This is a genomic window from Novilysobacter viscosus, assembly GCF_046600715.1.
Lineage (GTDB): Bacteria > Pseudomonadota > Gammaproteobacteria > Xanthomonadales > Xanthomonadaceae > Lysobacter_C > Lysobacter_C viscosus.
The window spans coordinates 197995-212880 of record NZ_JBJMAV010000002.1; the positions used below are offsets into that span (position 1 = coordinate 197995).

General features: G+C 65.3%; 10 protein-coding genes. 3 read left to right on the forward strand and 7 right to left on the reverse strand.

What is annotated here, in order from left to right; all coding sequences use genetic code 11:
* The first annotated feature begins 166 nt into the window (after positions 1–166).
* Entirely contained in the window at positions 167–1528 is a 1362-nt protein-coding gene (gene mgtE, locus ACJQWL_RS04615; RefSeq protein WP_330967494.1) for a magnesium transporter, read from the forward strand.
* A gap of 60 nt (positions 1529–1588) precedes the next feature.
* Here mgtE and ACJQWL_RS04620 read toward each other — a convergent pair whose 3' ends face one another.
* From ACJQWL_RS04620 to ACJQWL_RS04650, 7 genes are all read right to left on the reverse strand, one after another.
* Positions 1589–2521, reverse strand: coding sequence for an aspartate carbamoyltransferase catalytic subunit (locus ACJQWL_RS04620; protein ID WP_330967493.1), 933 nt, complete (start codon positions 2519–2521; stop codon positions 1589–1591).
* Between the two features lie 33 nt (positions 2522–2554).
* Complete coding sequence (gene ruvX, locus ACJQWL_RS04625) at positions 2555–3040, reverse strand: Holliday junction resolvase RuvX (RefSeq protein ID WP_330967492.1); 486 nt, start codon at positions 3038–3040, stop codon at positions 2555–2557.
* Positions 3037–3633, reverse strand: coding sequence for a YqgE/AlgH family protein (locus ACJQWL_RS04630; protein WP_330967491.1), 597 nt, complete (start codon positions 3631–3633; stop codon positions 3037–3039). Before ACJQWL_RS04630 ends, ruvX begins: the two co-directional genes overlap by 4 nt.
* A 359-nt stretch (positions 3634–3992) precedes the next feature.
* Positions 3993–4463: an FKBP-type peptidyl-prolyl cis-trans isomerase gene (locus ACJQWL_RS04635; protein WP_330967490.1), complete on the reverse strand. Its 471-nt coding sequence runs from the start codon at positions 4461–4463 to the stop codon at positions 3993–3995.
* Between the two features lie 790 nt (positions 4464–5253).
* Positions 5254–10344 carry an RHS repeat-associated core domain-containing protein gene (locus ACJQWL_RS04640; protein WP_330967489.1) on the reverse strand — a complete coding sequence of 1697 codons (5091 nt, stop codon included), beginning with the start codon at positions 10342–10344 and terminating at the stop codon, positions 5254–5256.
* A 483-nt stretch (positions 10345–10827) separates the two neighbouring features.
* A complete protein-coding gene (locus ACJQWL_RS04645; RefSeq protein WP_330967488.1) occupies positions 10828–11982 on the reverse strand; it encodes a PilT/PilU family type 4a pilus ATPase in 1155 nt (384 codons plus the stop codon).
* A 147-nt stretch (positions 11983–12129) separates the two neighbouring features.
* Positions 12130–13155 (reverse strand): type IV pilus twitching motility protein PilT, encoded by a 1026-nt coding sequence (locus ACJQWL_RS04650; protein WP_411300738.1) that lies wholly within the window; start codon positions 13153–13155, stop codon positions 12130–12132.
* Between the two features lie 114 nt (positions 13156–13269).
* On the opposite strand from ACJQWL_RS04650, the gene ACJQWL_RS04655 reads away from it, so the two are divergent.
* On the forward strand, positions 13270–13983 hold the full coding sequence (locus ACJQWL_RS04655; RefSeq protein WP_411300739.1) for a YggS family pyridoxal phosphate-dependent enzyme: 714 nt from the start codon (positions 13270–13272) through the stop codon (positions 13981–13983).
* A 55-nt stretch (positions 13984–14038) separates the two neighbouring features.
* Positions 14039–14884: a pyrroline-5-carboxylate reductase gene (gene proC, locus ACJQWL_RS04660; RefSeq protein ID WP_330967487.1), complete on the forward strand. Its 846-nt coding sequence runs from the start codon at positions 14039–14041 to the stop codon at positions 14882–14884.
* Positions 14885–14886 lie beyond the last annotated feature (2 nt).

Here is a 14886-nt window from a genome sequence, read left to right on the forward strand (position 1 = left end):
GCCCACTGCCAATGGGCAGGTCAATGGGGCTGTGCAGGACGCGGCAAGCGGCGATAATGCCGGCATGAACGCGTGACGCCAGGTCGCACCTGCCCCGCCCGCCCCGGCGAGGCGGCGGCCGCACCGGCTCGACGAGCCCGACCGCCGGACCACCAGGAGCGCCGCCTTGGCCGAAGCCACCCGCCACGACAAGACCTCGCGCCAGCTGCGGATGCTGTCGGATGCGCTGGACAGCGGCCGCCTCGGGCCGGTCCGGCGGCTGGTCAATACGCTGTCACCGGCCGAGATCGGCAACCTGCTCGAATCGTTGCCGCCGGCCAAGCGTGCGGTGGTGTGGGGGCTGGTGGATGCCGAAGACGACGGCGAGGTGCTGGTCCACGTCGGCGACGAGGTCCGCGAGAGCCTGCTGGCGGACATGGACGCGGACGAGATCATCGCCGCGGTCGAAGACCTCGACATCGACGACCTGGCCGACCTGGTCGAGGACCTGCCCGATACCGTCATCGACGAAGTGCTCAAGTCGATGGACCGGGAGAACCGCGAGCGGCTCGAGCAGGTCCTGTCGTACCCGGAGGACACCGCCGGCCGGTTGATGAACCCGGACGTGGTGACGGTGCGCGCCGACACCACGGTGGACGTGGTGCTGCGCTACCTGCGCCTGCGTGGCGAGCTGCCGGAACACACCGACCACCTGTACGTGGTCAGCCGCCGGCGCCAGCTGCTGGGCTGGGTCGCGCTGCAGAACCTGGTGACGCACCACCCCGGAACGCCGATCAGCCACCTCATCGACGACAGCCTGACCGCGATCCGCGTGGACGAATCGGCGGTGTCGGTCGCGCAGCAGTTCTCCGACCGCGACTGGGTGTCGGCGCCGGTGGTCGACGGCACCAATGAACTGCTCGGGCGGATCACCATCGATGACGTGGTCGACATCATCCGCGAGCGGGCCGAGCACCAGGCGATGGGCGCGGCCGGCCTGGACGAGGACGAGGACCTGTTCAGCCCGGTGCCCCGCGCCGCGCGCCGGCGCGCGCTCTGGCTGGGCATCAACCTGGCCACGGCGTTCCTGGCCTCGTGGGTGATCGGACGGTTCGCAGGCACGCTGGAGCAGATCGTGGCGTTGGCGGTGCTGATGCCGATCGTCGCCAGCATGGGCGGCGTGGCGGGCACCCAGACCCTGACCCTGATGGTCCGCGGCCTGGCCACGGGACAGGTGGGCGTGGGCAACCTGCGAGCGTTGCTCAGCAAGGAAGTCTCGGTCGGCCTGTTCAACGGCGTGGTGTGGGCGGTCGTGGTCGGGATCGTGGCCGCCACGTGGTTCAGCGACGCGCCGCTGGGCCTGGTCATCGCCGGTGCGATGGTGATCAACCTGCTGGTGGCTGCACTGGCCGGCGTGCTGGTGCCGCTGACACTGCGCCGGCTGAACATCGACCCGGCACTGGCCGGCGGCGTGGTGCTGACCACCGTCACCGACGTGGTGGGATTCCTCAGCTTCCTGGGCCTGGCGACGCTGGTGCTGTTGCGCTGATCCGCATGCTTCGCCGGTGTCCGACGCCCCTCGTGCGCCCCGGCACCCGCCTCACCCCGCTCAACCCAGCAGCGCCTCCAGCACCGCCATGCGAACGGCCACGCCGTTGGCGACCTGGCGCAGGATCAGCGACTGCGGTCCGTCTGCCACTTCATCGGTGATTTCGACGCCGCGGTTGATCGGGCCCGGGTGCATCACCACCGCATCGGGCGCCGCGCGGCGGAGGCGGATGGCGGTCAATCCGTAGTCGCGGTGGTAGTCGTCAAGCGAATCGACCAGCCCGTCGTCCATCCGCTCGCGTTGCAGCCGCAGCATCATCACTGCGTCCACGCCTTCCAGCGCGGCGTCCAGGTCGTCCAGCACCCGGCAGCCGGCGAGGGTGCCGTCGTCGACGGGCAACAGCGAGGACGGCCCGCACACCCGCAGCTCCCCCACCCCCAGCGCCCGCAGCGCCTGCAGGTCCGAGCGCGCCACGCGCGAGTGCTTGACGTCGCCTACCATCAACACCTTCAGCCGGCTGAAGTCGGCCCCCTTGGCCTGGCGCAGGGTCAGCATGTCCAGCAGGCCCTGGGTGGGGTGGGCGCTGCGTCCGTCGCCGGCGTTCACCACGCGCGTGTCCGCGCCGGCCCGGGCCGCCAGTTCGGCCACGGCACCGTCGAGCTTGTGGCGCACGATGAATCCGCGCACGCCCATCGCCTCGATGGTGTGCAAGGTGTCGATGGCGGTCTCGCCCTTGCTGGTCGAGGAGGTGGACGCGTCGAAGCTGAGCACGTCGGCGCCCAGCCGTTGCGCGGCCAACTGGAAGCTCAGCCGGGTGCGGGTCGAGGGCTCGAAGAACAGGGTGCAGACCGCGGTGCCGGCCAGGCAATCGCGCCGGTCGCCCCCTTCGGCAAAGGACTGGGCGCGGTCAAGCAGGGATTCCAGCGTCGCGCGGGGCACGCCGTCGAGGGTCAGCAGGTGGGCCAGTGGCATGGCGGGGCCGGGTGCGCTCATGGGTCGGGGCGAAGTGGGAAGACGGCGCCGTTCTCAGGCGGCTGGCGACGTGCCGGGTGCAAGCAGGGTGGCGTCATCGGGCGCGGCCAGCCAGCGCTCGACGATGACCGCGGCGGCGACCGCATCCAGCGCCTCGGCGTCGCGCCGCCGCTTGCGGCCCTGGGCCCGGTCGGCCGCGAAGCGCTGCGCCGCTTCCACGGAACTGGAGCGCTCATCAACCAGCACCACGGGCAACCCGTAGCGGACATTGAGCTCCCGCGCGAACGCGTGCGCACGCGCCCGGATCGGCTGGTCGCCGCCGTCGAGCGTCATCGGGTCGCCAACGATCAGCCCGTCGGGGCGCCACTCCTTGTGCAGGCGGTCGATCAGCGCCCAGTCGGGGCCGTGCCCGTGGACGTCCACCACGGCAAGCGCACGCGCCCCGTGGCCGAACGCACTGGCCACGGCCACGCCGATGCGGCGCGCGCCCACGTCGAACCCCAGCACCGTCCCGTCGCGCTTGATGCCCGCGGCGGTCATGCGTGGCCGGCGTAGTCGGCCAGGTGCGCGAAGTCCACGCCGATCCGACCGGCCGCGGCCTCCCAGCGCTGGTCCAGCGGCAGCGAGAACAGCAGTTCGGCATCGGCCGGGGCGGTCAGCCAGTCGTTGTCGGCCAGTTCCTGCTCGAGCTGGCCCGCGCCCCACCCCGCGCAGCCCAGCGCCACGATCGACTGGTCCGGCCCGTCGCCGCGCGCCATCGCTTCAAGGATGTCGCGGGACGTGGTGAGGAACAGGGTTTCTGCAATCTGCAGGGTCGAATCCCAGCGCATGCCGCCGTCGTGCAGCACGAAACCGCGCTCGGGGTGCACCGGGCCACCGGCGAGCACCAGCTGCGCACGCATGCGCTTGTCGCCGCCGTCCACCCCCATCTGCCCGAGCACTTCGCCCAGCGTGTACTCGGAGGCCTGGTTGACCACGATGCCCATCGCGCCGTCCTCGTCGTGCTGGCAGACCAGCGCGACGCTGCGCGAGAAGTTGGTGTCCTGCAGGGAGGGCAACGCGATCAGCAGCTGGTTGGCCAGCGGGGTCGCATCGACCGGCGTGGATTCGGTGGGCGTGGTGTCGTCGGCCATGCGGGTGATTCTAACGCGGGGCGACCGCGGGGCACGGCCTGCCCGCCGGTCGCAATCGGGTTGGGCACTGGATCCGCTCGGGATCAACGTGGAGGGTCCATCCCATGGGCACGGCGCGGAGCCGCGCAAGGTGAACGACTCGCCGGCTCCGGACTCGCCGGCTCCGGTCAGGCTGTACGCCGACACGTTGCCTCTCCCCGCCGCCCGCCGCCCGCCGCCGCGTTTGTCGCTGTCGCTGTCGCTGTCGCTGTCGCTGTCACTGTCGCCGGGAGGGTGCCGTGGCAGCTGCCGCGCCCCGCAGGTTGGCGGGTGGGGGCGCTCGTCCTGCCACCCGCGAGGCTTCCGCGGGCAGTCGACGCCTAGGCCGCGACGTCGGCTTGCCCGGCTTCCTGCTCCTGCTCCGTCGCCGCGCGCACCTCGGCCACCTCGATTTCGAAGTGCAGGGTCTGCCCGGCCAACGGGTGGTTGCCGTCAACCGTGACCTGCTCCTCGTCCACGCTGGCCACGCGTACCAGCACCGGGCCGCGGTCGGTGGTGGCCTCGAACTGCATGCCCGGCTCCACGTTGTCCACGCCCTGGAACGCGCTGCGCGGCACCGACTGCACCAGCCCGTCGTGGCGCACGCCGTAGCCTTCCGCGGGCTCCACGTCGACCTTGAAGCTGTCGCCGGTCTTGCGCCCGGCCAGCGCCCTTTCGAGACCCGGCACGATGTTGCCCGCCCCGTGCAGGTAGCTCAGCGGCTGCTGCTCCGGCGACTGGTCGATGACCTCGCCCGCGTCATTGGTGAGGGTGTAACGGATCGAAGCAACGCAGCGATCGGCGATCTCCATGGGAAACCTCCACAGGTTCGTTTGGATGGGGGGTATGCCGGCAGACCCACGGCAGCGAAGGATGTAGCCCGACTACCGTAGGGAAACCCCTCCGCGATGGCAACCGCAGCCTTCCATTGGGCCTTTCCGTTCTGCAGCACGGGGCCAGCCGCTACCGTTGTCGCGGGGAGCTCGCAGCTGAACTAGCTCGAATCGCGTGCGAGCCAAAGTCGGGTGGCCGAGAAAGTCTCCGGCCTGCAGGAAAAAAGTGCACTCTGAGCCGGTTTTCTCGCGGGGCTTTTTGTTACTACAAGGCGGGTCTAGACCCGCCCTACTCGACGTTGCTTAGGGCGGGTTTTTAACCCGCATTACGCGGTTAAAATAAACCCCGCCGGGTGAGGACGGGGCTTCCTTGCATTCTACTATTACTGGTTTGTCACTGGGTAAGCGTCGAAGCTCAGCATTTCGGGGAAAGATTCACCCTTGCTTGTCAAAAGGGCTTGGGCCTCTTGCTTAGAAAGCCTGGTCGATACGTCACCAGTGCTTACGTCAAGAACGCTGTAACCGTCCGTCCTTAGATTTCCGATGTATCCAGAACTTGGCGGGTCGCTAAATGCCACGATGTGCTCCTTTGTAATGCCGATGCTACGCAGTCCCGGACCAACCAGGAGCTCCTTGTTCCGATCAGCCAGATAAATCTCTTGCGCGTTCATCACCCACACGTTGTAGCCACCTGGAAGATGCTGGGAAGCCTGCCGCGCACTGCAAGCCGAAAGAGTCAGGCACAGCAGCATTAGCAATATTCGGACGATCATAGCGAACCTCCGCCTTTGATGGAGTCATACCACGCTGCATCCACATAGAACGGCGTGCCCCCATAGCTGTACTCATCCCAGAAGTCTGGGCTCGACGTACGCGCGCTGTTATCAAAGTCGCTTGGATTGACGAACAGATCGTGCATTCGACTAGTGAGCAAGCACTCAAAACTGTACGAATCACGCCCGCACTGCATGCCTGCATTGCTTCCGCAGTTTCGTTGAACAATGCAGTTCGAGTCCTGCAGGAGAGAGAACCCTCCAATCCAGAAGATTCCAGAGCTGACACCAACGGATCGGGCAGCAGTGATGCGTTGCCACGATCCACAAGCCATAACCTGGGCAGCGGTTCGCGCTGCGGCCTTAATTCTTGACTTCCAAATATTCCGCTCCGGCTGCACCTGCGATGCAACCATCGAAGTGCAGCCAATTTCATTGAGCGAGACCGCGCGGCCACCGCCTGCGAAGTAATGACCGGCTGCGCGCGCATTCGACCAGCACAGGCCGTAACGGTCATATGCAGCTACCGGATTACCTCCGCCGTAACCATACGTGGCCATGCCACCAGCTATCCCAATCGGATCGCTCTGCACATAGCGACCGGTGCCTGGGTCGTAATCCCGGAAGTAGTTGTAATTCAAACCACTAGCCGCATCGTAGCGCTGGCCGGGATACCGCATATCAAGAGTGAAATATCGGCCATCGCCATCGTGGTCTTCATTGGGCACCGTATCGCCGAAGGCCTCGCCTTCCAGGCTCCAGGTCCACACGGCCTGCTGCCGCGCCGGGTCGATCACGGTGCGGGGGGTACCCAGGTGATCGGGCTGGATGTAGTGCAGGTGGTCGCCGGCAATCAGGCCCACGGGCAGATCATCCAGCCAGATCACTTCCTGCACGCGCGTGCCGGCAGAGTCGTAGCCGCCGAGCCAACGACCGGCCTCGTCATATACCGCATAGCTTTCCTGCAGCCCTGACGAGGGTTGTGGCGCGCTTGGCCTGCCGGGGTTCTCCGGCCTACCCGGCTCGTCCGGTTTTCCCGGCTTCGAGGGTTTGCCCGGCTTGACGGGCTTGACCGGCTTGATCGGCTTGCCGGGTTTGTCCCGCGCGGGCCTGGCGGCCCTTTCGCCTGCCGCGGCTTGGGAGGTGTCGCCGGCTGAAAGGGGTAGGCGGCGGACCTGCTCGCCGCGGCCGTTGTATGTGTACTGCATCAACGGCTCGCCATTTCGGCTCGCCTGGCTCATCCGGCCGGCAGCGTTGTAGGCGAAGGTCCTTGCGGAGCCGTCTGTGGCGAGGATATTGCCCGCCGCGTCGTATTGACGCGCCGCTCCGGCAATATCCACCAGACGATGGCTGTCCGCCGCGTATCCGTACTGCACGGCCACGCCACCCTCCGTAAGGTGAGTGCGATTGCCCGTCGCGTCATAGGCGTACCCGCGCAGCGACGCGCCGCTCGACCCGTCGCCTACGTCGGTCAGACGGTTCAGTCCGTCGTAACCGTACGTGCGTAACGAGGGTTCGGACTGGTCGCCGCGTCGCAGCGTCACCAGGTTGCCCGCGGCGTCGAACTGATAGCCCAACGAGAGGCCATCGGGTCGGGTGTCCTCGATGAAACCGGGCTGGTAGTTCTGGTTGAGCGAGCGCTGCAGCAGGCGACCGTCCCCGTACTGGAGCGCGGAAGCGGGGCCGAACGGGTAATACGCAACATCGGACAGCAGCGTTTCGATGGACCCATCCGGCCGGGTTACGGTAATCGCCGACGCTTGGCCGAGCGCATCGCGGGCGTAGTCGACGCGGGTACCGCTGGGATACGTCATCGAGGCGAGCCTGCCGGCCAACGTGTAGCTATAGCGCACGGTGAAGCGCATGCCGTTGGTGGTCTGCACCTTGCGCACCAGGTTGCCGCGCCGATCGAAGCAATACTGCGTGGCTCCGCTGCCGTCCTGCATGCGGGTCATGCGGCCGACGGCGAACGTTTCCCCGACCTGACAGACATCCTGAGCCACATCATAGACATACGACACATCGAGACCGGTGTCGTCGTAACCGATGCCGGTCAACCTGTTCAGCGCGTCGTAGGCATAGACGGTGAGCTGGCCGCGCGCGTCGGTCGAGGAGACGCGGTTGCCGGCGCTGTCGTAGGTGTAGGTGCTGGTACCGGTGTCCGGGCTGGCCAGCTGGGTCAGGTCGCCGAAGCCGTTGTACTGGTACCGCGTGCTCAGCCCCTTGGGGTCGGTGACCTGGGTCAGGTTGTCCAGCGCGTCGTAGTCGAACCGGGTTTCCGCCTGGATGCCGTTCACGTCCTGCAGCGTGCGCGAGAGTCGGCCCAGGGGGTCGTAGTCGTTGTCGGTCACACGACCGAGGGGGTCGGTGACGGTGTCGGCGTTGCCGCCCGCGTCATACGTGAACGCGGTCGAATGGCTGTAGGCGTCATTGGCCGCGTGCAGCTGGCCGAGCTGGTTGTAGACGCGCGACAACGTGCGAAGCAGCGTGCCCCCGCTGTCCTGCGTGTCTTCCTTGAGGCGGCTTCCCGCGTTGTCGAGCGTGTAGGTGATGCGATTACCGGCACCGTCGCTGATTGCGGTCAGGCGGTGAGCAGCATCGTAGGTGTATGCGGTGAAGGTGCCATCGGGCTGGATTACGCGCTTCACGAGCCCGATGGGCTCGTACTCGATACGGGTGATTGCGTCATCGCTCTCGGTGCTGGTATCTGGACCGCGCACCTTGCGAGCAGTCAGCCAGCCGCGCGGGTGGTACTCCATATCGGTAACGATGCCATTCGGATCACGGACCGAGAGCGGCCGGCCCGCACCGTCGTAGCGCAAGGTTTCGGTGACGTGGCCGAGCGCGTTGGTGACTTTCGACAGGTCGCCCTTACGGTACGCGCAGGTGGTGGGCGCAGTGGCGCATTCCGGGTCGTCGGCCAGACGGTATGTGTAGGTACTGACATCGCTGAGATCGCTACGCGCCCCGTCTACTGACAACAGCAACCCGGCAACCGGACACAGGCCCGTTGCCACGTCGGCCTCTTCGCAATAGAGGTAGTGCGTCGAACGCGAGGCACCGGCCGTGACATCGTAATGTGCAGATGAAGAAACCCGTCCGAGGTCGTTGTAGACGTAAGTGGTCCTCGTTAGAAGTGTCCCGGGAATGCCCGCTTGACTGTCGTACACCCGACGCTCAAGTGCCCGGTCAGACGCTGGGTCCCAATCTGTCTGATACGTGCGCGAGTTGACTGTTCTTGCACCGGTGGCGCTAAGCCCCTCTGTCCGTGAAACCAGACGAAGGGAATCGTAAACGTACGACGTTCGGGAGCCACTCTCATTGGTCAGGGCACTCAAGCGGCCACTGGCATACGTGGCGCTGGCACTCGTCGTCGATCCATTATCGTGGTGGAGCTCCAGCGACGTCGGCTTCTTGAAGAAGTCAGCGTTGAACCGATAGAGCTTTCGGGCCCCCTGCGGCAGGGAAACCTCGACCGCGCCATCAGCACGATAGTTCATCGTGACGCGTCCCTTCCCACCAGCATGCTCACTCGTGCTGACGCGGCCGGAACTGTCGTACGAATACGTAGCGAACCGACGATCGAGCTCGTCAACCACGCCCGTAAGATGATTTGGAAAGTGCGCAGGATCGCACCCTCCAAGCACTTCACCCAAGTGGTTCCGGCAGAGCTGCTCGCTTTCCCCGTAAACGTATTCCTTGCCAGCGCCTGCCATCTGCAGACCATAGCTCACGTATTGCAACCGCCCAGGCAGATCGTACAGATACTCGGCAAGCACCGTACCCTCGCTCGCGATACGCACGGTCCTGAAGCTACCGTCGGGCGCTTCCAAGTGCTGGAAGGACAAGCGTCGCCCACTCGAACTTTGTACCTCGGTCAACATGCCCACGGGGCAGGCTGACTCCTGACCGTCACAGTACTTGAGGGCAAAGGTTCGACCGTCGTTTCCAACGAGTTGCTTCAATCGGCCTGACTCCGAAAACCAGAGGGTCGCACCAGCAACTACCAGCCGCCACCTTCCCTGCGTCATCGCAACCGCATCTGGCTCCCTGCGAAGCACCAGACCAGGATTAACCGACGACTTATAGACCCCTTCACTCGCGCGCGAGAAACTTTCGTAATAACCGTCCTTCCTTATCCAATATATGCTGCCGTAAAGGCCCTCCGGCATCATCAACTTATCGGAAAAACCGTGGGACCAGTTGTCACCAAAGCCGGAACCGAGAGGCATGTCCCCGAGCGAATTGTAAGTACGATCGAACGCACGACCTTCCCATACAAAGTCGCTCTCAACGTATTCCTTGTTGCCCGAATCTGCGACGCACGGATTCCCTGTTTTCGTGTCAATCTCGCAGGATGGAGCACGCTGCCGCAACCTGACCGAGATGCTCCCCCGGGAGTTGTTTCCGCAAACATAGGGCCATGTGACATTGGCCTGTCCGTACGTGTTATGGATCCCGTAGAAGGTCTTGGGGCACTGGTAAATGTCGTTTCTAAGAACCCGATAGACGAAAGTACTCGTCCCACTAGAGTTGGTTGCCACCACCTCGCGCTGGTTAGGAACAGCGCCGCCGCTGTATTGGATATTGTTCCGGTGCACGCTGATATAGCTATAGTCCGGATCAGATTCAAAAGACACTACCCCCCACATAGTGGGGGGCATTGGTAGATACTGACCTCTCAAGGAGCCCGAATAGCTTCCCGAAAGCGGGTAGGCGCGGAGACTTGCCTCCATCATTGCCTGTTCAGTATCGCACCCATAATCACTGACCCCGGCTATTGGAATCTTCTGTGCATTACAAGCCGTGGCGTTTCCACTCATATGCCCTTTGTAAAAGTCACCAAAGAACGCCATGTAAGGGCGGCGCGTTACCGAGTAGTTGAGGGTCAGCCTGCCATTGATGTAGTTTTTCTCACTGGTCCGCTGGAGATAGGAATTGCCGATGGGGGTGGCAGGCTCTTCCTGGATCCATTGCTCAGCTGCTGCCAACGTCGCGAAACTTTTGACCTCCTGGCCTGGCATGTGTCGCACGGCTTCATAGACCAACTGTGCGAACGCCATCCCCGGCACCGCGGCAAGCAGCATGAACAACGCCAGAGTCTTCAGCGCTCTCGAGAATATTGAGTTACAGCATTTACGGCTCTTGTTGCAGCTTCCATCCGGTGCAGACTCGGAGGGCTCTTGTCGGAAGTTGGCGGAACCCCGCAACTTCCGGACAGAGAAACTGTTCGCGTGCTTCACCTGCTCTCCCTGAGCACCGGGATTCCGGCGCGTCGATCCATGACGTTTCATGAGGTGTCCCTGCGCTCCTAAGGCTCCACTGGGCCTCGGGGCGAATGAGCCTCGGCAAGGACATCAAAACTACAGCATCTTTGAGTTTCCGGCGGACGCGTTCGCACATTCATGCTGACGTTGTACAACCGCGCTGCTGCCGCAGACAAACAGCGCCGTCCGCTTCGTTCGTGAGGTGGAGCAACCACGCTTCTTGCAAGTTCCGCCCTACGCCTGCGCAGTCACTGTTACTCACCGTTTCAGCGATACAGCGATACAGCGAGCATCCGCACGTCCTTACCGCGCTTCGGAGACCTCGACCCCATCCATGCCCTGCGCCAGCGTGCGCGCATCGCCACCCTGTGCCAGCTTGATGCGCAGGCGCACCTCGTTCTGGCTGTCCGCGAAGCGCAGCGCGTCCTCGTAGCTGATTTCACCGGCCTGGTAGAGCTCGAACAGGGCCTGGTCGAAGGTCTTCATGCCCAGCTGGGTGGACTCCTTCATCACTTCCTTCAGCTTGTGGATCTCGCCGTCGCGGATGTAGTCCTGGACCAGCGGCGTTCCCAGCATGATCTCCATCGCCACGCGCCGCGCCTTGCCGTCGGGGGTCGGGATCAGCTGCTGGGCGACCACGCCCTTGAGGTTGAGCGACAGGTCCATCAGCAGCTGGCTGCGGCGGTCCTCGGGGAAGAAGTTGATGATGCGGTCCATCGCCTGGTTGGCGTTGTTGGCGTGCAGCGTGCACAGCACCAGGTGGCCGGTTTCGGCGAAGGCGATGGCGTGGTCCATGCCCTCGCGCGTGCGCACCTCGCCGATCATGATCACGTCCGGCGCCTGGCGCAGGGTGTTCTTGAGCGCGGCTTCCCAGCTGTCGGTGTCGATGCCGACCTCGCGCTGGGTGATGATGCAGCCCTCGTGCTTGTGCACGAACTCGATCGGGTCCTCGATGGTGATGATGTGGCCGGTCGAGTTGTTGTTGCGGTAGCCGATCATCGCCGCCAGCGAGGTCGACTTGCCGGTGCCGGTGGCGCCGACGAAGATGATGATGCCGCGCTTGGTCATCGCCAGCGTCTTGATGATCGGCGGCAGGCTCAATTCCTCCACCGTCGGGATCTTGGTTTCGATCCTGCGCAGCACCATGCCCACCTGGTTGCGCTGGTAGAAGCAGCTGACGCGGAAGCGGCCCACGCCGGAAACGCCGATGGCGAAGTTGGCCTCGTGGGTCTTCTCGAATTCCTCCCGCTGCTGCGGGTTCATCACGTTCAGCACCAGGTCGCGGCTCTGCTGCGGCGTCAGCGGGTTCTGGGTGATCGGACTGATCTTGCCGTGGACCTTCATCGACGGCGGCATGCCGGCGGTGATGAACAGGTCCGACGCCTTCTGGTGCGCCATCAGCTTGAGGAAAGACGTGAAGTCGATGCTGGTACCGGTACTGGTGGCGCTGGTGTTCATGGCATTGCTCCTTCGGAGCACGGAATCGGGAATAGAAAATCTGAAACGGAATCGCAGGGGACCGGCGCCCCGGGGGTTATCGGTCGTGGGCGTTGGGCCGGCACCACGGTGCGTTGCCTACCCATTCCCATTTGCCGAATCCCCGCCTCAATCAAACAGGCGCTTGTCCTTGGCGTATTCGCGCGCCTGCTGGCGTGCGATCAGGCCACGCTTGACCAGGTCCTGCAGGTGCTGGTCGAGGGTCATCATTCCGTACTGCTGGCCGGTCTGGATGGCCGAGTACATCTGCGCCACCTTGTCCTCGCGGATCAGGTTGCGGATGGCGGGGACGCCGACCAGGATCTCCCACGCCGCGGTACGCCCGCCGCCGACCTTCTTCAGCAGCGCCTGCGAAATCACCGCGCGCAGCGATTCCGACAGCATCGAACGCACCATCGGCTTCTCGCCGGCGGGGAACACGTCGATGATGCGGTCGATGGTCTTGGCCGCCGACGAGGTATGCAGCGTGCCGAACACCAGGTGCCCGGTTTCCGCCGCGGTCAGGGCCAGGCGGATGGTCTCGAGGTCACGCAACTCGCCGACCAGGATGTAGTCGGGGTCCTCGCGCAGCGCCTCGTTGAAGCCGTGCGTGTCGCGGTGGACCTCGCGCTGGTTGATCAGGCACTTCTGCGAGGTGTGCACGAACTCGATCGGATCCTCGACCGAGAGGATGTGCGCGTACTCGTTCTTGTTGATGTGGTCGATCATCGCCGCCAGCGTGGTCGACTTGCCCGAGCCGGTGGGACCGGTCACCAGGATCAGGCCCTGCGGCTGGTCGATGAGCTCCTTGAAGATGCGAGGGCAGCCCAGGTCTTCGAGCGTCAGCACTTCCGAGGGAATCGTGCGGAACACCGCGCCGGCGCCACGGTTCTGGTTGAAGGCGTTGACACGGAAGCGCGCCAGGCCGGGGATCTCGAACGAGAAGTCGACCTCGAGGAACTCTTCGTAATCGCGCCGCTGCTTGTCCGACATGATGTCGTAGACCAGCGCGTGCACCTGCTTGTGGTCCAGCGCCGGGATGTTGATCCGGCGGACGTCGCCGTCGACCCGGATCATCGGCGGCAGGCCGGCCGACAGGTGCAGGTCGGATGCATTGTTCTTGACCGAAAACGCCAGAAGTTCGGCGATATCCATGCGTGCTCCCCCGCAACGCGAATGGCCCGTGACAGGCCTTGAACTGGAACGGTACAACCCCTGCACGGCAGTATAGCCCTGAGTCCGCACCGCAAATCCAGCACTTCCGGAAGGATGCCGCCCGTGTACGACCGCCGCCTGCTCGAAGTCCTGCAACGCATAGATAACGCGTCCCGGGACGCGGCGCGGCCAGTGCCCCGATTGCTGGCCGTGTCCAAGCGCCATTCTGCGACCGCGGTCGCGGATCTGGCGCTGGCGTGGGCGGGGTCCGGACTGCTGCTGCCGGTCAGCCTTGGCGAGAACTACGTCCAGGAGGCGGTGGCCAAGCGTGCCGAACTGAACGGGCACGATGGGCTGCCGGACCAGGAATGGCACCTCATCGGCCACCTGCAGGCCAACAAGGCACGCGAGGCGGCCACCGCGTTCGACTGGGTGCAGACGGTGGACCGGGCACGGCTGGTCGACGCACTCGCCCGCCACCGGCCTGCGGGAGGGCAACCGCTGAACGTGCTGCTGCAGGTGAATGTCGACGCGGAGGCCGGCAAGCACGGCTGTGCGCCGGAGGCGATCCCGGCGCTTGCCGAGGCCGTGTCGGGGAAGCCGACCCTGCGCCTGCGCGGACTGATGGCGATTCCCACGCCACACGAAGAGATCGAGCGGCGCAGGCCGGCGTTCGCACAGCTGCACCGGTTGTTCACCGACCTGCAGGCCCGCTACCCGGGCGTCGATACGTTGTCGATGGGCATGAGCGACGACCTTGAAGTCGCGATCGCCGAGGGCGCGACGATGGTGCGGGTGGGCACGGCGCTGTTCGGGGCCCGGACCTGAGCGTCGCCCCCCGACGCACTACACTGGCCGGCCTCACGCCACTACGAGGAGTGCCATGACCTCCGAGCCCACCGCCTCGCCCGCCCTGCCCACCGTCGCCTTCGTCGGTGGCGGCAACATGGCCCGCAGCCTGATCGGCGGCATGGTCGCGCGCGGCGCCGACCCCGCCAGCATCCGCGTCGCCGAGCCCGATGACACCACCCGCCAGGCGCTGCGTGCCGACTTCGGGGTGGCCACGTTCCGCGAGGCGCGTGAAGCCGCCGATGGCGCATCGATCTGGGTGTTCGCGGTCAAGCCGCAGGTGATGCGGGTGGTCTGCGACGGCATGCGCGAACTGGCGGCGGCGCACCCCCCGCTGGCGATCTCGGTTGCCGCTGGCATCACCAGCTCGCAGGTGGATGCGTGGCTGGGCGGTTCGGCCGCGATCGTGCGCAGCATGCCCAATACGCCCGCGCTGCTCGGCGCCGGTGTCACCGGCCTGTTTGCCAGCCCTGGCGTGTCCGACGAGCAGCGGGCGCAGGCCGACGCGCTGATGGGAACGGTCGGGCAGACGGTGTGGATCCACGACGAGGCGCAAATGGACGCGGTCACCGCCGTCTCCGGCAGTGGCCCGGCGTATGTCTTCCTGCTGGCCGAAGCGATGCAGGCGGCCGGGGAAGCACAGGGCCTGCCGGGCGACGCCGCGCGCACGCTCGCCGCGCACACCCTACTGGGGGCGGCGCGGATGCTGGTGGAGTCGGGCGAGCCTGCGGATGTGCTGCGCAAGCGTGTTACCTCGCCTGGTGGCACCACCCATGCGGCCATCGAAACCTTCGAGGCCGGCGGACTGCGCGGGCTGGTGGACCAGGCGGTGGCTGCGGCGACCCGCCGTGGCCGTGAACTCTCGGCGGCCAACGAGTGACC